Below are 23,007 nucleotides of genomic sequence, written 5' to 3' on the forward strand. Positions count from 1 at the left end.
CTCAGCCGACGGGCGCCGGGGCCAGCATGTCTCCAGGCAGCCAGATGCGGGCACTCACCGCCACCAGAGCCAGGGCGAAGAGGAGCACGATCAGGACCGGCAACAGAGTGGATCGGAAAAAGGCCAAGGCTCACGGGCTGGTGGCGGCATTCTGCTGATTCGAGCGCCGAAGCAGCAGCACACAGAGCACCAGAAGGGCAAGCCCGCTCCAGCCGGCCAAGTGCTGATGCAGCAGAAAGGCGCCGGTGCCCAGCAGACCACCGAAGAGCACGCCATTGGCCAGAAGGAATCGCCGCAGCAGCGCCGGCAGAGTCTCGAGCGGGGTGACCCCGACCCGCTGCCGCAACCGGGCCCAGCCCGGACCGGGAGGACGCACCTGGCGGACGAAGCGCTCGAGCACCTCGTCCGATTCGGGCGGTGCGAGCAGAAGAGCCGTCAGCCAGACCACTGCGGAGACTCCGGTGATCACCGTCAGGCGAATGCCGTAGTCGTCGATGCGCACCAGGGGGATGACCGAGGTGAGCAGACCGACCCCGAAACCGCAGAGCATGGCCGCCAGCTCCGCCGCAGCATTCACACGCCACCAGAACCAACGCAGCACCAGCACCACCCCAGGCCCGGATCCGATGGCGATCACCAAGCGGAACACCGTGCCGATGCTGTCGCTCACCAGAGCGGTGATCACACCGAGCAGCAGCAGCAGCACGGTGGTCAGCTGACCGATCAGCAGCAGTTCACGGGAGCCGGCACGGGGCCTCAGGAACCGCTGGTAGAGGTCATGGGTGAGGTAGCTGGCTCCCCAGTTGACCGATGTGCTGACCGTGCTCATGAAGGCCGCCACCAGGGAGACCACCACAAGGCCGAGGGCCACCGGCGGCAGCAGCTGAACAGCCAGTGCCGGGTAGCTCAGCTCGCTGTCGGTCTGCTCGGGCAGCAGCACCACGGCGGCCAGCGCCACCACCACCCAGAGCCAGCTCCGGATCAGATAGTTGACCACCAGAAACACCCAGCCGGCGAGCCGGGCCTGTTGCTCATCACGGGTGGCGAGCATGCGTTGGATGAATTCACCGCCACCGTCGCTGCGACGGAAACTCCACCACTGCACCGCGAGGTAGGCGGTGAACATCGGCACGCTGATGCCGGCACCCTCCAGCCAGCGGATGCCGCCGTCCTGCCAGTTCCAGGGCACCAGGCTCAGCAGCTCCGGGCGACCGAGATCCTGCAGCTGACTGAGCAGAGCATCCATACCGCCGGCAGCCCGCAGCGCCGCCACCGCGACGACCAGAGCACCGACGAGAGCCAGCAGCAACTGAATCAGATCCGTGACCACCACCGCCCAGAGCCCGCCGGCGACGGTGTAACTGATCACAAGCAGGGCCACCACCGCCAGCAGCCAGACGGTGTCGGTGATGCCCAGAGCAGCCGGCTGGCCGGACACGATGCCGAGCGCTTCAACAACCTTGCGCAGCGCAAGAAAGGCGTAACCGATGCCGATGCAGTTCACCGGCAAAGCCAGCAGAAAGGCCTTGATGCCCCGCAGCCAGGCGGCAGCGGCCCCGCCGTAGCGCAGTTCCGTGAAAGCGGCGTCGGTGAGCACACCGCTGCGACGCCAGAGCGGAGCGAAGACCACCGCCATCGCGACGTGGGCCAGCCCGAAACTCCACCACTCCCAGTTACCGGCAAGGCCGCGGGACCCCACCAGCCCGGCGACATACAGCGGCGTGTCGATCGAGAAGGTGGTGGCTGCCATCGAGGCACCAGCCAGCCAGCCGCTGAGCCGACGCCCGGCAACGAAGTAATCGTCCTCGCCGCGATTGCGACGCGCCAGCCACAACCCGAGCACCAGGGTCATGACCAGATAGGCGATCAGCAGGACCCAATCGATCGCCGCCATGAACAGGTCTCAGCTCGCAGAAGTTTCCCGCATCTGTCGCCTGAGCTGACCACAGGCGGCGTTCTGATCCAGACCACGGCTGGCCCGCAGGCTCACCGCCACGCCGCGGCGCTCGAGAACGCGACGGAACGCATGGATCCGCTGAGGGGTGGGGCGCTGGAACTCCTCCTCCTCGATCGGGTTGTAGGCGATCAGATTCACGTGACTCTGAAAGCCGCCGACCCGATCGGCCAGCTCTTCAGCGTGCTCAGGCCGGTCGTTGAGCGTCCCGAGCAGGATGTATTCGAAGCTGACGCGACGGCCGGTCACCGCCAGATAGTGACGGCAGTCCTCCAGCAGAGCGTCGTAGGGGTAGGTGCTCGCGGTGGGGATCAGCTCCTCGCGCAGCTGCTGATTGGGGGCATGCAGGCTGACGGCGAGGGTGAACTGGGCGCGACCCAGCCGCTCGAGGGCGAGTTCTGCCAGCTGCGGCAGGGTACGGGGCACACCGACGGTGCTGACGGTGATGCGGCGTTGTCCGATGCCGAGGTCATCGTTGAGGCAGCGGATCGCATCAAGCACCGCAGCGCTGTTGAGCAGCGGTTCCCCCATGCCCATGAACACGATGTGAGAGGGGCGGCGATCCATGGCCTCGCGCACGCTCAGCACCTGATCGACGATCTCGTGGGTCTCGAGGGATCGCTGCAGCCCCCCTTTGCCGGTGGCGCAGAACCGGCAGGCCATCGGACAGCCCACCTGGCTGGAGACGCAGACCGTCAGGCGCTGGTCGGTGGGAATCCCAACCGTTTCGATCGTCTCGCCGTCATCGGTGGACAGCAGCAGCTTGGTGGTGGCGTCAGCAGCCACCGAACGGTGAACCTGCCTGAGACGCCCGACCGTGGCACCCGCTTCGCTCAACGATGATCGCCAGGCCTTGGGCAGCACGGTGATATCCGCCAGGGAATGGGCTCCCTTGGCATAGATCCAGTCGTGCAGCTGCCGCCCACGGAAGGCCGGCTGCCCCTGAGCCACAGCCCAGTCCTCAAGCTCGGCCGCGCTGCGGCCGAGCAGTGCGCTGCTCACCAGACCAGCAGACCGTGGCCGAGTTTGATCTCCACAGCCAGAAGGGCGATGAATCCGAGCATCGCCATGCGACCGTTCAGCCTCTCGGTGTGACCGTGGAAGCCGTAGCGCGGCAGGCGGCGCTGCGGAATCTCAGTGGGTTGAAGCATGTCGGGTCAGCTTGGAACGGGGTCGTGAGCGGGATCAATCGTCGGAGAGCAGGCCTTCCTCCTGAAGACCTTCGACGGCTTCGGCATCAACAACCTGCTCCTCCTTCAGCTCATTGTCGGCGTCGGGGCGAGCGAACGCGGCGAAGTTGCTGGTGGAGGGATCGATGTTGTGGCGGGTGCGGGTGGCCTCGAGATCCTCCTCGCTGGGGTCATCCAGCACCGCCGTGGAGCTGGCTGCCGGAGGCATGTCCACGGTGTAGTCAGGACGAAGGTTCTGCATGCGGCGGTAGCCGCTGGGATCTTCCGAAAGGATGTCCGGATGAGGACCGGCCTCTTTCTGCAGCTCCTCCTCGAAACCGCTGAAGCCTGTGCCGGCAGGGATCAGGCGACCGATGATCACGTTCTCCTTGAGGCCGCGCAGCCAATCGCTCTTGCCTTCGATGGCGGCTTCGGTGAGCACCCGCGTGGTCTCCTGGAAGGAAGCGGCGGAGATGAAGCTGTCGGTGTTCAGGGACGCCTTGGTGATGCCCAGAAGCACCGGCGTGAACTCCGCAGGGGCGCCACCGGTGATGGCCATCGCCTGGTTGGTGTCCTCCACCTGACGCAACTCGATCAGTTCGCCGGGCAGCAGGGTGGTGTCGCCGGCATCCTCGACCCGCACCTTGCTGGTCATCTGACGCACGATCACCTCGATGTGCTTGTCATCGATGGAGACGCCCTGGGACTTGTAGACGTTCTGCACCTCGGTCACCAGGCGGTGCTGCAGGTTGGCGATCGCCTCCTGAGCCCCTTCCATCAGCGGCTTGCGGCTGCGCAGATCCTCGAAGAAGCACTCCAGCAACTCGTGTGGATTGATCGGACCATCGGTGAGCAGCTCACCGGCGGTCACCTGCTGGCCGTTGCTGACCATCACGTTGCGGCCCAGCAGGATCGGGTACTCGCCGATGGCGTCATCGGCCTCGATCACCGTGACCGTGATCGACTCGTCGTCCTGCTTGATCTCCACAGTGCCGGGCTTCTTGCAGAGCACGGCGGATTCCCTGGGGCGACGAGCTTCGAGCAGTTCCTCGATCCGGGGCAGACCCTGAACGATGTCGCCGGTCTTCTGACGTTCGAACACCAGCAGAGCCAAACCGTCTCCGCGTTGCACCAGTTCGCTGTCGCGCACGTGCAGCAGGGAATCCGGCGACACCATGTACGGACGGCCCAGACGCAGGGTGATGGCCTTGCCCTCCACTTTCTCGACTTCGCCGCAGCAGCTGGCGGGTTCCCCGTCGGCGAGCAGATCACCGTCGACGATGCGCTGACCGACGCTCACCAAGGGTGTGCCGCTGGTGGTGAGGGTGGTGGTGTCCTCAGGACGCTCGACGATCATGCGTCGCACCGGTTCGGCTTCGGTGGCTTCGGGGAGCTGAGCCACACCCGCCTGCTTGCAGAGGATCTGCGTGGTGGCGACCACGTCGCCGGCCTTCACGGAAATGCCATCCTCCACCTGAAGCTCCGTATGGGTGGAGCCGTGGCTGGAGTCGGACATCGTGTCGCGACGCACGAGGATCGACTCAAGGATCACCAGACGCAGCCTTGAGATGGTCTTGGCCCGTTTGTCCGGGGCCTTCTCCACATCCACCGTCATCTGCGGTGTGGTGTCGAAGGTCTCGAGCAGCAGCTGGGTCTTGAGCAGTTCAACGCCCTCGACGGACTTGATCAGTTCGCCGTCCTTGAAGGCGAGTCGCTGGGTGGCCTTGATGCCGAGATGCGGGCCGTTGGCCTGTTTCACGTGAGACAGCTCGGGCAGCTGGGCTTCGTTGGGGATGGTGTATTCCTCCACCGGACGCAGCAGCAGGCCCTTGCCTTCAGGGGTCTCGACGGTCTGGACGAAGCGCATCTCTTCGGAGCTGAGCCCCTTGGCGATCTCCTCGCCGGGGTTGACCATCTGGCCATCGCCCTCGAAACGCTCCAGTGCCTTGCTGTCGCTGGAGAGGTGGAATTCACCGCCGCGGACGATGATCTCGCGCAGGATGTCGTTCTTCTGAGTGACGGTGACGATGCCGGCGGTCTGGCTGAAGATGTCCTTCACCACTTCGGTGCCGGCCTCGATCCACTGACCGTCCGTGATCATCAACAGGGAGATGTCCTTGTTGATCTCATGGGTCTCCTGGGGGATCCAGAGCAGGGTGCCGCCTTTGTTCACCTCGTAGCCGTTCTTGGCGGAGCGGGCCTTCTTGATCGCCAGACCGGGCGCGAAGCGCACCAGACCTCCGGTCTGGGTGCGGAACCGGTCATCCGCCAGCTCGGCGATCACCTCACCGGAGCCGATCTTGCTGCCGGGGATGGTGTTGAGGCGATAACGGGTGCCGTCCTTGGCTTCCAGATTCCAGATCTCACCGGAGTGCGTGGATTCCTCCAGCAGCTTGAAGTCCTTGAGGGTCATCGCCGTGGTGACAATCTGAACCTCACGGGAATCGCCGATGGAATCGCGCAGACGCACCTCGCCGCCGTACTCACTGCGCTGGCTGGCTTCCGCCAGCACCTGGCCTTCGACGACGGAGCTCTGACTGCCGACAACGGGCTGCGCGTTGGGAGGCAGGTTGTAGACATCGCCAGCCAGCACCCACATCCGGCCCAGACGCTGGGCCTTGACGGTGATGTTGCCCTGGCGGTCGGTGACCTCCTTCGGCTGGATCTTGTCTTCGTAACGGACCTGGCCGGCCAGATCGCAGATCACATCCTTGGTCGCCTTCTCCACGCTCTTCTTCACCGCACCCGCGGCGATCTGAGCGACGGTCACGTCCGTCTCGATGGTCTGGCCGTTGTCAACGAACAGCAGGGAACCGTTGGTGACTTCGATCTTCTGGGCCTTGCCCTTGCCCGAAGGCTTGATGGTGAGGTTGAAATCCACCTCGGCCTGCTGAGCCTCGACCCCATGGGGCGTGCGGTAGGGACGCACCCTGGCTTTGGCGGAGAAATCAACGGTTCCGGCAATGGTGGAGCGCACCACACCCGTTTCCGCCGTGGACACACCCCCGGTGTGGAAGGTGCGCATCGTCAGCTGCGTGCCGGGCTCACCGATGGACTGGGCGGCGATGATGCCGACGGCTTCGCCGAGGTCGACCAGTTCGTTGTGGGCCAGTGCCCAGCCGTAGCACTTGCGGCACACCGAGCGGTTGGCCTCGCAGGTGAGCGGGGAACGGACGCTGACGGCGGTGATGCCGGCCTTCTCGAACGTTGAGGAGAGGGGTGGATCGATCTCGGTGTTCCGCTCCGCGAGCACCTCACCGTCGGCGCTCACCACCTGCGCGGCGGTGAGGCGACCGACCAGACGCTTGCCGTAGCGACCGTCTTCGGCCTCCACCACGATGTGACGCATCGTGCCGCAGTCATCCTCACGGACGATCACATCCTGAGCCACGTCCACCAGACGACGGGTGAGGTAGCCGGAGTCAGCCGTCCGCAGGGCGGTGTCCACCAGACCCTTGCGAGCTCCGTAGGAGGAGATCACATACTCGGTGACCGTCAGACCCTCACGGAAATTGGTGCGGATCGGAAGGTCGATGATCTCGCCCTGCGGGTTCGCCATCAGGCCCCGCATGCCCACCAGCTGACGCACCTGGGACATGTTTCCCCGGGCACCGGAGTTGGCCATCATCCAGACCGAGTTCAGCGGCGCGTTCTGGTTGAAGTTCTTCTTCACCGCGTCCACCAGACGCTCGTTGGTCTCCGTCCAGGTGTCGATCACCTTGGTGTGGCGTTCCACCTCCGTGATCTCTCCCAGCCGGTAGCGCTCCTCCGTGGCGGTGATCTGCTCCTCCGCCTGACCCAGCAGGTCCTTCTTGGCCTCCGGAACGCGCAGGTCCTCCACGGAGATGGACACGGCCGCCTGGGTGGCATAGCGGAAGCCGAGATCCTTGAGCTTGTCCGCCATCTCGGCGGTCACAGCCGTGCCGTGGTTCTTGTAGGCCCAGGCCACCAGCTGCTTGAGGGCCCGCTTGTCGACGACGTGGTTTCGGAACGGCGGCGGGGTCTTGGCCAGTGGACGGGATGCGCTCTCAGGAGCTGGGGTGGCGTCCTTGGCCGCCTTGGAGGACTTGCGGGACTTGGAAGTGGTCATGGCTGCGCGCAGATCAGGAGAAGGGAGGTTCGGGAAGACGGAAGGGTCAGGCGGCGGCCACAGCGCCGATGATGGTGTGATTCATCACCACACGTCCGACGGTGGTGAGCAGATAACGGCTGATCAGAGCGCCGTCCTCGTCAAAGCGGTCACGGCGGTAGCTCCATTGCTCGATACGGGTGCCGTCGCCGAGGTCTTCGGCCTTGATCGGCTCCTCGAGCTCATCCTTGTCCTCGACTTCACCGTTGAAGCGGACCCAGACCCACTCGTGCAGATCGATGCGCTTGTCCTCGAAGGCATGGATGACATCTTCAAGGTCGGCGAAGGTGCGGCTGCGATCCCCGAACTCGGGCTGCTCGGACTCCGGCCGGAGAGCGGTGAGGTAGTACGAGCCGAGCACCATGTCCTGGGACGGCGTGATGATCGGTTCTCCCGTGGCGGGCGAGAGGATGTTGTTGCTGGCCAGCATCAGCATGCGCGCCTCGGTCTGCGCTTCGATCGCCAGAGGAACGTGCACAGCCATCTGGTCGCCGTCGAAGTCAGCGTTGAACGCTGGGCAGACGAGCGGATGGAGCTGAATCGCCCGGCCATCCACCAGCTTCGGTTCGAAGGCCTGGATACCGAGGCGGTGCAGCGTCGGTGCCCGGTTCAGCATGATCGGGTGCCCCTCGATCACCTCCTGAAGCACCTGCATCACCTCATCGTCGGCCCGCTGAATCAGCTTCTTGGCCGCCTTGATGTTGTTGACGATGTTCTGACGGATCAGACGGTGAATGACGAACGGCTGGAACAGCTCGATCGCCATCTCCTTGGGCAGACCGCACTGGTGCATCTTCAGCTTCGGCCCGACCACGATCACGGAACGACCGGAGTAATCGACCCGCTTGCCGAGCAGGTTCTGACGGAAGCGACCCTGCTTGCCCTCGATGATGTCGCTGAGTGATTTCAGCGGCCGGTTGTTGGCACCCACCACAGTGCGACCGCGACGGCCGTTGTCGATCAGGGCGTCGACGGCCTCCTGCAGCATCCGCTTCTCGTTGCGGACGATGATTTCAGGGGCCAGGATCTCCTGAAGCCTTGCCAGACGGTTGTTGCGGTTGATCACCCGCCGGTAGAGATCGTTGAGATCACTGGTGGCGAAGCGACCACCGTCGAGCTGCACCATCGGGCGCAGGTCGGGGGGAATCACGGGGATCACATCCAGCACCATCCACTCGGGACGGGCACTGGTGGCGATGAAGTTGTCGATCACCCGCAGGCGCTTGATCAGCTTGGCCCGCTTCTGCCCCTTGCTGCCGTTGATCTCCTCCCGCAGCTGTTCGGCCACCTCATCCAGGGTGAGGTCCTCCAGCAGCTGCTTGAGGGCCTCGGCACCGATGCCCACCACGGGCTCGTTCTCGATTTCGGATTCCTCGGCGTAGATCTCGTCCTCGATCTCCAGCCACTCGTCCTCGGTGAGCAGCTGCTTGTACTTGAGATCCTTGTGATCGCCGGGATCCAGCACCACATAGCAGTTGAAGTAGACGATCTGCTCCACATCCCGCAGAGGCATGTCCAACAGGATCGCCACGTAGCTGGGGATGCCCTTCAGGTACCAGACGTGTGACACCGGGGCCGCCAGCTTGATGAAGCCCATGCGATGGCGGCGCACCCGACTCTCGGTGACCTCAACGCCGCAGCGTTCGCAGACGATGCCGCGGTGACGGACACGCTTGTACTTGCCGCAGTGGCATTCCCAGTCCTTGGAGGGACCGAAGATCTTTTCGCAGAACAGCCCGTCCATTTCGGGCTTCAGGGTGCGGTAGTTGATGGTCTCCGGTTTGGTGACCTCGCCCACCACCTGGCCGTTGGGCAAGGTGCGCTGGCCCCACTCCATCACCCGTTCAGGTGACGCGAGCGTGATCTTGACGTAGTCGAAGTGGTTCTCGGTGCGGAGGTTGCTGTTGGTCATGGACGGAGGGGGAAGGAAGGGCTGTCAGTCGGTTTGATCAGGTCGGTCCGTCAGTCCTCGTCGTAATCCGCGACGCCGAGGGATTCGTAGGTCGGGCGGCTCGGTGTGCTGCGACGCGGGTTCACGTCCTGCATCAGATCCACCTCCTTGCCTTCATCGGTGTACACCGCGATGTCTAGGCCGAGCGACTGAAGCTCGCGCATCAGCACCTTGAACGACTCCGGCGTGCCGGGACGGGGAATCGGCTTGCCTTTGACGATCGCGTTGAGCGCCTCGTTGCGACCCTGCATGTCGTCGGACTTGACGGTGAGCAGTTCCTGGAGGGTGTAAGCGGCGCCGTAGGCCTCCAGAGCCCACACCTCCATCTCGCCCAGACGCTGACCACCCTGCTGAGCCTTGCCGCCCAGGGGTTGCTGCGTGACCAGGGAGTAGGGGCCGGTGGAGCGGGCGTGGATCTTGTCGTCCACGAGGTGCACCAGCTTGAGGAAGTGGGAATAGCCCACAGCCACAGGCTGATCGAAGGGAAGACCGGTGCGGCCATCCCGCAGCACGAGCTTGCCGGGATCATCGGGGGCATAGACCCAGTCTTTTCCGGGTTGCTTGGCGGCCTCCTTCAGGAAGGCTTCGCAGGTTTGCTGAGACATCTCAGCACCGTGCATCTCATCGAAGGGCACCACGCGCACCCGGCAGTCGAGATTGGACGCGGCCCAGCCCATCAACAGCTCGAACACCTGGCCCACATTCATGCGGCTGGGCACACCCAGAGGGTTGAGGCAGATGTCAACCGGGGTGCCATCCGGCAGGTAAGGCATGTCCTCCCGGGGAAGGATGCGGCTGATGATGCCCTTGTTGCCGTGGCGGCCGGCCATCTTGTCGCCCACCTGGATCTTGCGGCGCTGCGCCACATAGACCCTCACCACCATGTTGGCGCCGGGCGGAAGCTCATCGCCCTGCTCGCGGGTGTAGATCCGCACATCCACAACGCGGCCGCGCTCGGTGCCCGGCACCCGCAGAGAGTTGTCGCGCACATCACGGGCCTTCTCGCCGAAGATCGCGCGCAGCAGCTTCTCTTCCGGAGGCTGATCGGATTCCCCTTTCGGAGTGACCTTGCCGACCAGGATGTCGCCGCTCTCAACGAAGGCTCCAACCCGGATGATGCCCATCTCATCGAGATTGCCCAGGCTCTCCTCGGCAACGTTGGGGATCTCCCTGGTGATCTCTTCCGGTCCGAGCTTCGTCTGACGGGCCTCGATCTCGTACTTCTCGATGTGCACCGAGGTGTACAGGTCGTCGGTGACCAGACGCTCGCTGACGAGCAGCGCGTCTTCGAAGTTGTATCCCTCCCAGGGCATGTAGGCGATCAGGACGTTCTGACCGAGGGCGATCTCACCGCCCTCACAGGCGGAACCATCCGCCAGCACCTGCCCGACGATCACCTGATCACCGCAGCGGACGATCGGACGGTGGTTGAGACAGGTGTCCTGGTTGGAGCGCTGATACTTCTGGAGGAAGTGGTTGTGGTCGTTGCCATCCTCGTCCTGCACCACGATCGCGGTGGCGTCGACGAAGGTGACCGTTCCGTTGACCCGGGAGATCGGCACCATGCCGGAGTCACGGGCCACCTGGGTCTCCAGACCGGTTCCCACCAGGGCCCGCTCAGGACGCAGCAGCGGCACGGCCTGACGCTGCATGTTGGATCCCATCAGGGCGCGGTTGGCGTCGTCGTGCTCCAGGAACGGAATCAGCGAGGCAGCAACCGAGATCACCTGCACCGGTGAAAGGGCGACGTAGTCGACCTGCTCCGGCGGAACTTTCTCGAAGTCCTGGCGGTAGCGCACCGGGATCAGATCGGCCTTGATCCGGCCGTCGTCGTCGGTGGCCACGTCACCAGGCGCGACGCGCACCTCATCTTCCCGGTCGGCGGAAAGGTAGATGGGATCGCCGTCCTTGCGCACGACACCGTTCTCAACCCGCCAGAAGGGGGTTTCGATGAAGCCGTACTCGTTCACCCGGGCGTGGGTGGCCAGGGAGTTGATCAGTCCGGCATTCGGCCCTTCCGGCGTCTCGATCGGGCAAAGACGGCCGTAGTGGGAGGGGTGAATGTCGCGAACGGCGAAGCCGGCCCGCTCACGGGTCAGACCGCCGGGTCCAAGGGCGGAAATGCGTCGTTTGTGCGTCAGCTCAGCCAGCGGATTCGTCTGATCCATGAACTGGCTCAGCTGGCTGGAGCCGAAGAACTCCTTGATCGCCGCCACCAGCGGCTTGGGGTTCACCAGCTGGGCGGGGGTGAGCGAATCGGTCTCGCCGACGGTCATCCGCTCCTTGATGATCCGCTCCAGGCGGTTGAGTCCGACCCGGACCTGGTTCTGGAGGAGCTCTCCAACGGAGCGGACGCGGCGGTTCCCGAGGTGATCAATGTCATCGAGCACGGCGCCGCCGACATCCAGCCCGAGGTTGATCAGGTAGTCGAGGGTGGAGAGCACATCCTCATGTGTGAGGGTGCGCACCGTGTCGGGGATGGTGAGACGCAGCTTCTTGTTGATCTTGTAGCGGCCGACCCGGCCGAGGTCGTAGCGCTTGGGGTCGAAGAAGCGGGTCTGCAACAGCTGCTGACCACCACTGACGGACGGCGGTTCACCGGGACGCAGCTTCTTGTAGAGCTCGAGGAGTGCCTGATCCTCGGAACTGATGCCCTCATCATTCGCGGCATCGATGGACTTCTTGTAAGCCTCGGGGTGACGCAGTTTGTCGAGAACGTCGTTATCCGACAGCCCCATCGCACGCATCAGCACGTGGGCGTTGATCTTGCGAGTCTTGTCAACACGAACGTGCAGCAGATCGTTCTTATCAGTTTCGAACTTCAGCCAGGCACCACGGTTGGGAATGACGCTGGCGTTGTAGGTACGGCGGCCGTTCTTGTCCATTTCATCCTTGAAATAGACACCCGGACTGCGCACGATCTGATTAACGATCACCCGCTCGGCGCCGTTGATGATGAACGTGCCGCGTTCGGTCATCAACGGCAGTTCGCCGATGAACACCTCCTGCTCCTTGATCTCGCCGGTCTCTTTGTTGACCAGGCGGCAGGTGACATACATCTGTGAGGCAAAGGTCGCATCGCGACGCTTCGCCTCTTCCACGTCATGGCGGGGGCGCTTCAGGCGGTACTCGCTGCCGATGAAATGCAGCTCCAGCTTGCCGGTGTAATCCGTGATGGGAGAGAAGCTCTCAAGCTCCTCGATCAGTCCCTGATCCAGAAACCACTTGAAGCTGGCCCGCTGCACCTCCACCAGATCAGGGAGGTAGGTGGCGGTCTTGGCGACCTGAATCGCGCTGCTGCTCATGCGGGGACCGGCAGAGAGGACGAATGGACAAGAGGCCTGGACAGACCGTCGCAGCAGACAACAAGCAATCCGAGACAGCAAAAGCGGCGGCTGCCGCCCCTCCGCAGAGGGCCGACAGCGCCGCAGTTGAGCTCAGAGATCGCGGGTCAGATCAGCTGACGACGACAAGTTCACCGGAAGGGAAATGGACGCTTCGGGGTCGGTGGAGACGGCAAGCCGCTCCCTGACCAGGCCAATACAACATCTTACATATCGGGGGGCCTGCGTCACGAAACAGCTTCGGTCTGTCAGGGAAGGCCAAACAACCGGCGGGCGTTCGCCGTGCTCTGGGCCGCCACGACCTCCAGGTCGACGCCTCGCAACTCGGCGACCCGAGCCGCGACAGCCGCCACGAATGCGGGCTCATTGCGTTTGCCGCGACGGGGCACCGGCGCCAGGAACGGGCAATCGGTTTCCACCAGAAAACGGTCTTCAGGAACCTGGCGGGCACAGTCGTGGGTCGGAACGGCCTTGGGGAAGGTCACCGTGCCGCTGAAGCTGATATGAAAGCCCAGATCCAGAAACCCATGCATCTCTTCGGGCGTTCCCCCCCAGCAGTGCATCACCCCGGCAGGGCAGCGCCCCTCGCTCTGGCGGCCTCGCAGTTCCGCCAGCATCGGTTCGGCCGCATCGCGGCAGTGAATGATCACAGGCAGATCCAGCTCGACCGCCAGATCCAGCTGCGGGCGCAGCACCTTCAGCTGTTCCTCGAGGTTCTTGTCCCGGAACAGATCAAGTCCGAGTTCGCCGATCGCCACCACACGATCGTCCTCAAGGGCGGCTCGGCGCAGGGTCGACACCGTGTCGCCGCCCCAGTGCTCGGTATCCAGGGGATGGACACCCACCGAGTAGCGCATCTCCGGGAAACGATCGGCCAGGGCTCGGATCGCTGGGATTTCAGCCGGCTCGACGCAGGCGTGCAGCAGAGCGCCGACACCGGCTTCACGCCAACGTGCCGCCACCTCATCCAGATCCTCATCGAAGTTCCGGAAGACGATGTGGCAGTGACTGTCAATCAGCGTCGGGGAAGACAAAGGAGCTGAATCTCGCTTTCAGCTCCATTCTGCCGGTCTCCGAAGAGGGTGATGACGCTCAGTTGGCCGGCTCGAGCACCTTGCGGACCGCAGCGCTGATTCTGGATTTCTGGTTGGCACCGTTATTGCGGTGCAGCACACCCACCTTCACGGCCTTGTCGATCCTGCTGAAGGCAGCACGCATCGACTCCTGCACGCTGGCCTTGGCATCGTCGCCAGGCGCAGTGCTGTAGGCATCACAGGCGTTGAAGCACCGCTTCATCAGAGTGCGCAGCGAGGATTTGTAGGTGCGGTTGCGCAGACGGTTGCGCTCGGCGATCTCAATCCGCTTCTTTGATGAGTTGTTATTGGCCACTGAGGCGCAGAAGTCGCGAACAATCCAACAACATACTCTCCGGCAGGCACAGCCAACACGGAATGGGGTTCTAGTTTGATCTGCGCGCATTGAGATCCAGCCTTGCCTGAGAGCCGTCCGGCACCCTTCCCCCTGCGTGTTCTGCAGGACCCGGAGCAGGCCCGGCAGGAGCTGGCTCGCGTGGCGAGCCGCAACGTCAGCAGCAGTCAGCAGCAGGCCCGCTCTCTGGTGGACGGAATCCTCGAGGATGTCCGCCAGCGCGGAGATGCCGCCGTTGCTGAGTACACCGAACGCTTCGACCGCTTTCGCCCCGTTCCGATCGCGGTGCCGAAGGACGATCTGGGCCGCGCCTGGCAGGAGCTGCCGGAGAACCTGCGCGATGCCCTCGATCTGGCACACCGTCGCATTCAGGAATTCCACCAACGGCAGCGCCCGCAGGACATCGCCGTCACGGGAGTGCATGGCGAGAAGCTCGGTCGACGCTGGCGACCCGTGGAACGCGCCGGGCTCTATGTGCCAGGGGGTCGGGCGGCTTACCCGAGCACGGTTCTGATGAACGCCGTCCCGGCGAAGGTCGCCGGTGTGAACGACATCGTGATCTGTTCGCCGGCGGGACCCGACGGTCAGGTGAACCCGGTGGTTCTCGCCGCAGCACACCTCAGCGGCGTGCGCACCGTGATGCGGATCGGCGGCGCCCAGGCTGTGGCCGCCATGGCTTACGGCACCGAAAGCGTGCCGAAAGTGGATGTGATCAGCGGCCCCGGGAATCTGTACGTGACCCTGGCCAAGCAAGCCGTCTACGGCCAGGTGGGCATCGATTCCCTGGCAGGACCCAGCGAAGTGCTGGTGATCGCCGACCAGAGCGCGGTGCCGTCGCAGGTGGCTGCGGATCTGCTGGCCCAGGCGGAGCACGACCCCCTCGCGGCCGCCGTTCTGATCACCACCAACGCAGCTCTGGCCGAGACGATCGGAGACGAGATCGCACGCCAGCTCGAGGGGCACCCCCGCCGGGAGATCTGCGAAGCCTCCCTGGGCAACTGGGGGCTGGTGGTGGTCTGCGATGACCTGGAAACCTGCGCGCGGCTCAGCGACGGGTTCGCGCCGGAGCATCTCGAGCTGCTCGTGGAGCGACCGGAACCTCTGGCCGATCGCATCCACCATGCCGGAGCGATCTTTCTTGGGCCCTGGTCCCCCGAAGCCGTGGGCGACTATCTCGCCGGTCCGAACCACACGCTGCCCACCTGCGGTGCAGCCCGCTTCAGCGGTGCACTGAGTGTGGAGACCTTCATGCGCCACACCTCTCTGATCGGGTTCAACAAGGCCGCCCTGGAGGCGACGGCTTCAGCGGTTCAGGAGCTGGCCGTGAGCGAAGGCCTTCACAGCCACGCCGACTCGGTGAGGAGGCGCCTCAGCTGAGGCGCTTCTCCAGACTGCGCACACCAGCTGTGCCATCGGTGATTTCACCCACGAGGACCTCGTCGGCCAGGTTGACGAACAGGCCGTTCTCGAGCACGCCGGGAATGTTGTTAACAGCGCGTTCCAGCTCGACGGGATCCGCAATGCCGCCATCCATGCGGACATCGAGAACGAGATTGCCCTGATCGGTGACCACCGGACCGGCCTTGCGCTGCGCCATCCGCAGCTCAGCGCTTCCTCCCATCGACGCCAACTGCTGCTGCACCTGACGCCAGGCACCGGGCAGAACCTCCACCGGAAGCAGAAAACCGAGGTTGAGACGGTCCACCAGTTTGGTGGAATCCACCACCACCACGAACGTCTCGGCTCTGGCAGCCACCAGCTTCTCCTGCACGTGGCAGGCTCCACCGCCCTTGATCAGCTGAAAACCGGGATCCACTTCATCGGCACCATCGATGGCCAGATCGATGCGTTGCACCGCATTCAGGCTGAGCAGGGGAATGTTCAGCTCAGCCGCCAGCACCTCTCCCTGAAACGAGGTGGTGACGGCGACGATGTCCTTGAGTTCGCCGCTGGCCAGCTTGGCGCCCAGCGCCTTGATCATCAGAGCCGCCGTGGATCCGGAACCCAGACCGAGCACCATGCCGTCCCGGATCTGCTGAACGGCAGCGTCGGCCACCGCCTGCTTCATCTGGGTCTGGAGATCCGCCATCGAGCCGAAACTTGAGGACGCGACCGTAGCAAGGGTTTCAGGCGAGTTCCGACAGCGGCGCTGGCTTGACAGACAAGGTGAGCTCCCGGCCGTTACGTAGCAGCTTCAAGGGCAGGGGTGTTCCCAGGCTGGCCGCATCAACCACCTCGAGCAGCGCCTGAGGATCCGGTACCGGCCGATCGTCGACGGCGATGACCAGATCGCCGCGACGCAGCCCGGCCCGATCCGACGGGCCATCGGGCATCACGCTCTGGACAAGGGCGCCACTGCGTTCAGGCAGCTGCACCAGGGCATTGGGATCGCGGTTGTGATCCCTGGCCATGCGTGGCGTGAGAGCCACCAGCTGCAAACCGATGTAGGGATGAACAACCTCGCCCTGCTGCTCGAGCTGATCGGCAACACGGCGGGCCAGGTTGATCGGGATCGCAAAGCCGAGCCCGGCACCCGGGCCTGAGCGGACCAGGGTGTTGATACCGATCACGTCTCCCTCCCCATTCACCAGCGGGCCCCCGGAGTTGCCGGGGTTGATCGCGGCATCGGTCTGAACCAGATCCAGTCGCTTATCGGCGAAACCAAGGCTGTTGATGTTGCGGTGAAGACTGCTGACGATGCCAAGGGTCACCGTGCGTTCAAGACCGAACGGGGTCCCGAGCGCAATCGCCCAGTCACCGACCTGCATGATTTCCGAATCACCCAGGGGAGCCTTCGGGGGCAGGTCATGCCCCTGCAGCCGGACCAGAGCCAGATCGGTGACGGAATCGGTGCCCACCACCTGACCATCCAGCTGCCGCCCATCAGCCAGGGTGACGCTCACCGTGTCGACACGCTCCACGACATGAGCGTTGGTGAGCACGAGTCCATCGGGATCGATCACCACCCCGGAGCCCTGACCCCGCTCCCGCTCCTGACCGAGCGGCGGGTCGCCGAGCAGATCTCGCAGCAACGGGTCGATCAGGGTTGGATCAAAGGGCTGCCGCTCCACGGCACGTTCGGTGTCGATCCGAACCACCGCAGGAGCAACCTTCTCCACAGCTCGGGCCACAAAGCTGTGCTCGAGGGCCGGAGCTTGAGGCGCCATCCACAGGAACGGCACGACAGCCAGAAGGAAAGTCAGAACCTGCCGCATCAAGGAGCTCAGGAATCGAGGCCCATCACTGTGGGGTGTTCTATCCGAGTTCGCGACGGGGTGACGTTGATCCAAATCGAGCGTGAATCGTCAAGCCGGCGGCCGGATGACTGCCAGATGCAGCGACTCTCGCTAAAGAAGAATTCAGTCGATGTGTCTGCATGCGTGCTTTAACGGCCCTGGCACCAGCGGCGGCCATGCTCGCGATGGTTGCTCCCTTGGCCTTCTCGCCAACAGCGAAAGCGGAGAGCACAACGCTCAAAGCTGTGATCTTCGAGGAGGTCAACCCCCTCTACCGGAAGACCGACGGCGGTTACGAAGGGCTCGGCGTGGACATCCTCGAGCAGATCCGGATCCAGGCCAGGAGACGAAACGTCAGCTATCGCGTGGCCTCCTCGGTGAAGGACGGCGTCGGTGCGGTGATCAGCGGCAAAGCTGACATCGCCTGCGGTGTGGCCTTCACCTGGGGTCGAGCAACCCAGTTGAGCTACAGCCTGCCCTTCGCCATCGGGGGCACACGACTTCTCACGGCCTTCGACACCACCGTCGATGGGACACCGGACTCGTTGAAGGGACAGACCGTCGGAGTGGTGCAAGACACCCCTGCGGCGAATGTGCTGAAAAGCGTGGCTCCAGGCGTGACGCTCAAAACCTTCAAGAGACCTGATGAGGCACTCGATGCCTACAACAAAGGTGAAGTTCCAATCCTCGGTGGCGGGACCCTGTGGCTGGCTGCCAACAGCAGCCCGAACGAGAGCGCTCTGCTTCCTTTCCGCCCCTATGCACGATCCGGCATCGGCTGCATCGTGAACCAGAAGAACGGCAAGCTGCTGTCTTCCACCAACGTGGCAATCGGCCAGATGATGCAGGCCTACATGGACGGAGACGCAGGCACCCGTCGAATGATCGACCGCTGGATCGGTCCCGACAGCAACGTCGGCCTCACCCAGCAAGCGATCAAATCGTTGTACGGCCTGATTCTCAGCACCACAGCCGAAATCTCCACTTCGGTTGACCCCGGCAGCTGAACCAACACCCAACTCCTTCATCCATCCACTTTTCTTCTGTCATGAAACGCTCCCTGCTCGCTTTTCAGGCCCTGCTCGCCTCCAGCGCCATCCTCTGCCAGACCGCTGAGGCCAGCTCGACCTACAACGCTCCTGATGAGGTGCAGAGCAGCCTCGAGACTCGCATCGAGGCAGCCAGGTCCGGCGACTGGAGCAACCTGCTGAATCCCTCCGACGTCGAGGGTGAACTCGTCGCCAAGAGCAAATGGGGCAACGGTGGCGGCCACAAGTTCAGCAACAGCCGTGGATCCGGTAAGTGGAAGAACGGCAAGGGCGGCAACAAGTGGGGCAACAGTCGCAACACCTGGGGTAATGGCGGCTATCACGGTGGCTGGCGCAATGGCGGCGGCGGCTGGAAGAACGGTGGCGGCGGCTTCGTCAACTGGTGATCAGTACCACGGAAGCAGGGCCCGACCTCAGCCGGTTCGGGCCCATCGGCCTCGTAGTGGTTCAGTCCACATCGCTCTGCAACCTCGACTGCTCCTACTGCTACCTGCCCGATCGGCAGAAGAAACGGGTCTTTGACCTGGATCTGCTGCCGCTTCTGGTGCGTCGCATTCTGGAAAGTCCGTATGCCGGCCCTGAGTTCTCTCTGGTGTGGCATGCGGGCGAGCCTCTCACCCTGCCGACGAGCTGGTACGACCAGGCCACAGCGATCCTTCAGCGCAGCTTGAAGGAGCACGGTGCCGAGGAGCTGGAGTTCACCCAGCACGTTCAGACCAACGCCACCCTGATCAACGACGCCTGGTGCGACTGCTTCCGCCGCAACCGCATCGTGGTGGGCATCAGCGTGGATGGGCCGGAGGACATCCACGATTCCCATCGGCGCTTCCGCAACGGTCGCGGCTCCCACGCCATGGCGATGAAAGGCATTGAGGCGTTGCATCGCAATGAGGTGCCCTTCCACTGCATTTCCGTGGTGACCGCCGATGCGATGGAACAGCCGGAGCGGATGTACCGCTTCTTCCGCGACAACGGCATCAATGATGTCGGCTTCAACGTGGAGGAACAGGAAGGGATCAACACCTCCTCCTCCATGCAGGGTGTTGCCATGGAAGCCAAGTACCGCGATTTCCTGCGGGCCTTCTGGCGCCTGAGTGAACAGGACGGCTACCCGGTGGTTCTGAGGGAGTTCGATCAGGTGATCACCCTGATCCAGGGCAACCAGCGCATGACGCAGAACGAGCTCAACCGTCCGTTCTCGATCCTCAGCGTCGACTGGCAGGGCAACTTCTCCACCTTTGACCCGGAACTGCTCTCGGTCGCCAGCGACCGCTACGGCACCTTCAACCTGGGCAACCTCCGTGAGCTTTCCCTGGTGGAGTCCACGCAGACAGCCCAGTTCCAGCGCCTGCTGGAGGACATGACCCGCGGTGTGGAGACCTGCCACAAAGGCTGTGAGTACTTCGGCCTCTGTGGCGGCGGCAACGGCAGCAACAAGTTCTGGGAACACGGCAGCCTCGCCACCAGCGAAACCAACGCCTGCCGCTTCGGCACCCAGATTCCTGTTCAGGTGCTGCTGGAGCGATTTGAGTCAGGGCCGCCACTCACCCCCCAACCAACCCACTGAAGCGATCCATGCCTCGTTTGATCTCCCTGCTCAGCCTCGCTGCATCTGTGGTGCTGACTCCCGCCGGAGCAGAGGCGGCCTGCACGTTTCTCCAACCGGTTGGCGGTGGGGAAACGATCGTGAAAAAGAAGGTGGAGCGTCCCAAGGGCCTGATTGGCAAAGCCGTGGGTCGCACCAACTGGAACACCGATTTTGTGGTGGATCGGCCCTATGGAAGTTTCAAGCTGTTTTTCACCGCCGACTCCAGCGATCCCAGCAGCTATCCCATCCAAGCCTTCCTCAAATTCAGCGACGGCAGCAACCTCAAGGTGGCCGATGAACAACTCAAGCCCCCCGTGGGAACCGGCCGAATGTTCGGCCCCTATCAACAGGTGGCAGGCAAGAGCATCAGCCAGGTGAACTTCCGGATCGGCGCTAACGACGACCCGACAGCCACGGGATTCAGCTACCGGATTTCCGTCCAGGGTTGTGACTGATCATCCAGCACAGCAGACAGGCCCCTGATTAGTGTCCCGACGTCGTTCTCACCCGAATTGTGACCGCCTCCCCTGAGATCCTTCGCTGCCCTCTCTGCCAGGTGTCGATTGAATCCAATGGCGGAGCGTTGGACTCCGTGCAGTTCAGCAACGGTCCGAAGGGAACCCGCAGCAAGCTTTGGAGCCGGGTCTGCCAGTACCTGAAAACCCCTGATCAACAACGTCAGTGCATCAACCAGGACTCCGATCTCAGGGGGGTTGAACAAATGGGAGATGCCTTCCCCGATGCCCCGAGCATCGATTTGACCAAGAGCTGACGTTCGGAGGGTCGTCGGATACATTGAAGAGGTGTCCGGCGGGCAACTCCTTCGGGAGCCAGGTCACAACTGAATGCACGTCGGGCCTGCGCCTGACCCATCAACGCCTTGCCGCACCCGCTTCTACCCGATCTCGAGACGCTGGCCTCATCGGTCGCTGCAGCTCAAGGTTTTGAGCTGTGCGGGATTCAGATGCTCACCCACATGAGCCCCATGACGCTGGAGGTGCAGATCCGTCACAGCACTGGAACAGACGTCAGTCTTGATGATTGCGCCGGATTCAGCGGAGTCCTCGGAGACGCCCTCGAGACGTCGACCTTGCTCACCGAGGCGTATGTTCTGGAGATCAGCAGTCCCGGTATCGGAGATCAGCTGATCGAAGATCGCGACTTCCAGACCTTCCGCGGCTTCCCCGTGGAGGTGATCCACCGCGACAAGGACGACTCTGAACAGCGCCTGGATGGTCTGCTTCTCGAGCGCAGCGATGACGAGCTCCAGATCAATATCCGCGGACGGATCAAACGGATCTCCCGCGATCGGGTGATCGGCGTCCGACTCACCTCTCCAAGCGCCTGACCCCCTCCTTCCGTCTTCCTCACCCTCTTCGATGGCTCTCGTTCTTCTCCCCGGACTCAGCAACCTGATCGACGACATCAGCGACGAGAAGAAGCTGCCGCCACAGGTAGTGGAGGCCGCTCTGCGGGAAGCCCTGCTCAAGGGCTACGAGCGCTACCGACGCACGCTTTATCTGGGCATCAGTGAAGACCCCTTCGAAGAGGAGTACTTCAGCAATTTTGATGTGGGCCTCGACCTCGAAGAAGAGGGCTACCGGGTGCTGGCCAGCAAGATCATCGTCGACGAGGTGGAAAGCGAAGACCACCAGATCGCCCTGGCCGAGGTGATGCAGGTGGCCGACGATGCCCAGGTGGGTGACACCGTGGTGCTGGATGTCACTCCGGAGAAAGACGACTTCGGCCGCATGGCCGCTGCCACCACCAAGCAGGTGCTGGCTCAGAAGTTGCGCGATCAACAGCGCCGCATGATCCAGGAGGAGTTCGCGGATCTGGAAGACCCGGTGCTCACGGCACGGGTGATCCGCTTCGAGCGGCAGTCCGTGATCATGGCGGTGAGCTCAGGCCTGGGCCGCCCTGAGGTGGAGGCCGAATTGCCCCGCCGCGATCAGCTCCCGAACGACAACTACCGCGCCAACGCCACCTTCAAGGTGTTCCTCAAGGAAGTGAGCGAGGTGCCCCGCCGCGGCCCGCAATTGTTCGTCAGCCGCTCCAATGCCGGTCTGGTGGTGTACCTCTTCGAGAACGAGGTGCCGGAGATTCAGGAAGGATCCGTCCGCATCGTGGCCGTGGCCAGGGAAGCCAACCCGCCATCACGCTCCGTTGGCCCCCGCACCAAAGTGGCTGTGGACAGCATCGAGCGGGAGGTGGATCCCGTCGGGGCCTGCATCGGTGCCCGCGGATCCAGGATTCAGCAGGTGGTGAACGAGCTGCGCGGCGAGAAGATCGATGTCATTCGCTGGTCCCATGATCCGGGCCAGTACATCGCCAACTCCCTGAGTCCTGCTCGGGTTGAGATGGTGCGGCTGGTGGATCCCGTCGGTCAGCACGCCCACGTGCTGGTGCCCCCCGATCAGCTCAGTCTGGCCATCGGCCGGGAAGGGCAGAACGTCCGACTGGCGGCACGCCTGACAGGGTGGAAGATCGACATCAAGAATTCCACGGAATACGACCAGGAAACCGAAGACGCCACGGTGGCCGAGCTGATCACGCAGCGGGAACAGGAGGAGGCCCTTCAGCAGGAGGCCGAGGAACGACTGGCGGCGGAACAGGCTGCCCGCGCTGAAGAGGATGCACGTCTGCGAGAGCTGTATCCGCTTCCGGAGGACGAGGAGGACTACGTCGAGGAGCTTCCACAGGACGAACTCCCTCAGGAGGAACTTCCTCAGCAGGAGTATGCGCAGGAGGAGCCTTCAGCGGAGGACGCGATGCCGACGGACGAGGAGGTCCCGATGCAGGACAGCCCCGCCGAGGACCCCGAGACCGAGAGTGAGGCCGTCCGGTGAACGAGCGTCCCATCCTGCGTCGCTGCGTGGCCTGCCGGCAGCTTCTGGACCGCCGCCAACTCTGGCGGGTGGTCCGTGACCACAGGGATGGGGTCCTTCTCGACACAGGCATGGGTCGCTCGGCCTACCTGTGTCCCACGGAGGACTGTCTGGAGGAAGCACGCCGTCGCAAGCGACTGCAGAAAGCCCTGCGTTGTCAGGTGCCTGATGCGGTGATCACGGTGCTGCAGGAGCGGTTCAGTCCCGGGACTGGTGTATCCGCTGAGGCAAACTGACCATTGGCCCCGCCATGCGTGTGGCCACCGTGGCA

20 protein-coding genes are annotated in these 23,007 nt (G+C 63.6%); 9 read left to right on the forward strand and 11 right to left on the reverse strand.

The window, feature by feature from the left end:
* Position 1: 1 nt before the first annotated feature.
* The 9 genes from KR49_RS14475 to rpsT all read right to left on the reverse strand — a co-directional run bounded on the left by KR49_RS14475 (position 2) and on the right by rpsT (position 13,936).
* Positions 2–127, reverse strand: a complete 126-nt coding sequence (locus KR49_RS14475; protein WP_255475466.1) for a hypothetical protein — start codon at positions 125–127, stop codon at positions 2–4.
* Between the two features lie 3 nt (positions 128–130).
* Complete coding sequence (locus KR49_RS04975; RefSeq protein ID WP_043692356.1) at positions 131–1,894, reverse strand: sodium:solute symporter family protein; 1,764 nt, start codon at positions 1,892–1,894, stop codon at positions 131–133.
* 9 nt (positions 1,895–1,903) lie between these two features.
* Positions 1,904–2,956, reverse strand: a complete 1,053-nt coding sequence (gene rlmN, locus KR49_RS04980; RefSeq protein WP_043692359.1) for a 23S rRNA (adenine(2503)-C(2))-methyltransferase RlmN — start codon at positions 2,954–2,956, stop codon at positions 1,904–1,906.
* A complete protein-coding gene (locus KR49_RS04985) occupies positions 2,953–3,105 on the reverse strand; it encodes a high light inducible protein (protein WP_043692364.1) in 153 nt (50 codons plus the stop codon). The genes rlmN and KR49_RS04985 overlap by 4 nt, the downstream gene beginning before the upstream one ends.
* 34 nt (positions 3,106–3,139) lie before the next feature.
* Positions 3,140–7,213: a DNA-directed RNA polymerase subunit beta' gene (locus tag KR49_RS04990; protein WP_043692367.1), complete on the reverse strand. Its 4,074-nt coding sequence runs from the start codon at positions 7,211–7,213 to the stop codon at positions 3,140–3,142.
* Between the two features lie 46 nt (positions 7,214–7,259).
* The gene (locus tag KR49_RS04995) at positions 7,260–9,164 is read right to left on the reverse strand and encodes a DNA-directed RNA polymerase subunit gamma (RefSeq protein ID WP_043692372.1); all 1,905 of its coding nucleotides are present in this window, start codon (positions 9,162–9,164) and stop codon (positions 7,260–7,262) included.
* A 50-nt stretch (positions 9,165–9,214) separates the two neighbouring features.
* Positions 9,215–12,508 carry a DNA-directed RNA polymerase subunit beta gene (gene rpoB / locus KR49_RS05000; RefSeq protein ID WP_043692375.1) on the reverse strand — a complete coding sequence of 1,098 codons (3,294 nt, stop codon included), beginning with the start codon at positions 12,506–12,508 and terminating at the stop codon, positions 9,215–9,217.
* Positions 12,509–12,795: 287 nt separating this feature from the next.
* A complete protein-coding gene (locus KR49_RS05005) occupies positions 12,796–13,581 on the reverse strand; it encodes a TatD family hydrolase (protein ID WP_043692378.1) in 786 nt (261 codons plus the stop codon).
* A 58-nt stretch (positions 13,582–13,639) separates the two neighbouring features.
* Positions 13,640–13,936 carry a 30S ribosomal protein S20 gene (gene rpsT, locus KR49_RS05010; RefSeq protein ID WP_043692383.1) on the reverse strand — a complete coding sequence of 99 codons (297 nt, stop codon included), beginning with the start codon at positions 13,934–13,936 and terminating at the stop codon, positions 13,640–13,642.
* Between the two features lie 102 nt (positions 13,937–14,038).
* Between rpsT and hisD the strand changes: the two genes are divergently transcribed.
* On the forward strand, positions 14,039–15,352 hold the full coding sequence (hisD, locus tag KR49_RS05015; RefSeq protein ID WP_043692386.1) for a histidinol dehydrogenase: 1,314 nt from the start codon (positions 14,039–14,041) through the stop codon (positions 15,350–15,352).
* Here the strand turns inward: hisD and rpiA are convergent.
* Both rpiA and KR49_RS05025 read right to left on the reverse strand, forming a co-directional pair.
* On the reverse strand, positions 15,345–16,064 hold the full coding sequence (gene rpiA / locus KR49_RS05020) for a ribose-5-phosphate isomerase RpiA (RefSeq protein WP_043692389.1): 720 nt from the start codon (positions 16,062–16,064) through the stop codon (positions 15,345–15,347). The two genes, hisD and rpiA, sit on opposite strands and share 8 nt — an antisense overlap.
* Before the next feature lie 37 nt (positions 16,065–16,101).
* Positions 16,102–17,190, reverse strand: coding sequence for a trypsin-like peptidase domain-containing protein (locus KR49_RS05025; protein ID WP_084187963.1), 1,089 nt, complete (start codon positions 17,188–17,190; stop codon positions 16,102–16,104).
* Positions 17,191–17,351: 161 nt separating this feature from the next.
* Between KR49_RS05025 and grrP the strand changes: the two genes are divergently transcribed.
* The 8 genes from grrP to KR49_RS05065 all read left to right on the forward strand — a co-directional run bounded on the left by grrP (position 17,352) and on the right by KR49_RS05065 (position 22,972).
* Positions 17,352–18,218, forward strand: coding sequence for an extracellular substrate binding-like orphan protein GrrP (gene grrP, locus KR49_RS05030; protein WP_043692392.1), 867 nt, complete (start codon positions 17,352–17,354; stop codon positions 18,216–18,218).
* A 41-nt stretch (positions 18,219–18,259) separates the two neighbouring features.
* Positions 18,260–18,646 carry a GrrA/OscA1 family cyclophane-containing rSAM-modified RiPP gene (gene grrA, locus KR49_RS05035; protein ID WP_043692395.1) on the forward strand — a complete coding sequence of 129 codons (387 nt, stop codon included), beginning with the start codon at positions 18,260–18,262 and terminating at the stop codon, positions 18,644–18,646.
* Complete coding sequence (gene grrM / locus KR49_RS05040; protein ID WP_371257657.1) at positions 18,643–19,827, forward strand: cyclophane-forming radical SAM/SPASM peptide maturase GrrM/OscB; 1,185 nt, start codon at positions 18,643–18,645, stop codon at positions 19,825–19,827. The genes grrA and grrM overlap by 4 nt, the downstream gene beginning before the upstream one ends.
* Positions 19,828–19,835: 8 nt before the next feature.
* On the forward strand, positions 19,836–20,303 hold the full coding sequence (locus KR49_RS05045; RefSeq protein WP_043692401.1) for a hypothetical protein: 468 nt from the start codon (positions 19,836–19,838) through the stop codon (positions 20,301–20,303).
* Between the two features lie 59 nt (positions 20,304–20,362).
* Positions 20,363–20,620 (forward strand): hypothetical protein, encoded by a 258-nt coding sequence (locus KR49_RS05050; RefSeq protein ID WP_253912824.1) that lies wholly within the window; start codon positions 20,363–20,365, stop codon positions 20,618–20,620.
* Between the two features lie 108 nt (positions 20,621–20,728).
* Positions 20,729–21,196: a ribosome maturation factor RimP gene (gene rimP / locus KR49_RS05055; RefSeq protein WP_043692411.1), complete on the forward strand. Its 468-nt coding sequence runs from the start codon at positions 20,729–20,731 to the stop codon at positions 21,194–21,196.
* A 31-nt stretch (positions 21,197–21,227) separates the two neighbouring features.
* The gene (nusA, locus tag KR49_RS05060; RefSeq protein ID WP_043692415.1) at positions 21,228–22,697 is read left to right on the forward strand and encodes a transcription termination factor NusA; all 1,470 of its coding nucleotides are present in this window, start codon (positions 21,228–21,230) and stop codon (positions 22,695–22,697) included.
* Positions 22,694–22,972: a YlxR family protein gene (locus KR49_RS05065; RefSeq protein ID WP_043692418.1), complete on the forward strand. Its 279-nt coding sequence runs from the start codon at positions 22,694–22,696 to the stop codon at positions 22,970–22,972. Before nusA ends, KR49_RS05065 begins: the two co-directional genes overlap by 4 nt.
* Positions 22,973–23,007: the final 35 nt, after the last annotated feature.

It is taken from the genome of Synechococcus sp. KORDI-49, assembly GCF_000737575.1.
GTDB lineage: Bacteria > Cyanobacteriota > Cyanobacteriia > PCC-6307 > Cyanobiaceae > Parasynechococcus.

Excerpts from the sequence above, each read along its gene's own strand:
- KR49_RS05025 (WP_084187963.1), bottom strand. The coding sequence starts at position 17,190 with ATGCGGCAGGTTCTGACTTTCCTTCTGGCTGTCGTGCCGTTCCTGTGG.
- KR49_RS04985 (WP_043692364.1), bottom strand. The coding sequence starts at position 3,105 with ATGCTTCAACCCACTGAGATTCCGCAGCGCCGCCTGCCGCGCTACGGC.
- rpoB (WP_043692375.1), bottom strand. The coding sequence starts at position 12,508 with ATGAGCAGCAGCGCGATTCAGGTCGCCAAGACCGCCACCTACCTCCCT.
- rpiA (WP_043692389.1), bottom strand. The coding sequence starts at position 16,064 with ATGGCGGATCTCCAGACCCAGATGAAGCAGGCGGTGGCCGACGCTGCC.
- nusA (WP_043692415.1), top strand. The coding sequence starts at position 21,228 with ATGGCTCTCGTTCTTCTCCCCGGACTCAGCAACCTGATCGACGACATC.
- KR49_RS04975 (WP_043692356.1), bottom strand. The coding sequence starts at position 1,894 with ATGGCGGCGATCGATTGGGTCCTGCTGATCGCCTATCTGGTCATGACC.
- grrP (WP_043692392.1), top strand. The coding sequence starts at position 17,352 with ATGCGTGCTTTAACGGCCCTGGCACCAGCGGCGGCCATGCTCGCGATG.
- KR49_RS05045 (WP_043692401.1), top strand. The coding sequence starts at position 19,836 with ATGCCTCGTTTGATCTCCCTGCTCAGCCTCGCTGCATCTGTGGTGCTG.
- KR49_RS04990 (WP_043692367.1), bottom strand. The coding sequence starts at position 7,213 with ATGACCACTTCCAAGTCCCGCAAGTCCTCCAAGGCGGCCAAGGACGCC.
- grrA (WP_043692395.1), top strand. The coding sequence starts at position 18,260 with ATGAAACGCTCCCTGCTCGCTTTTCAGGCCCTGCTCGCCTCCAGCGCC.
- KR49_RS04995 (WP_043692372.1), bottom strand. The coding sequence starts at position 9,164 with ATGACCAACAGCAACCTCCGCACCGAGAACCACTTCGACTACGTCAAG.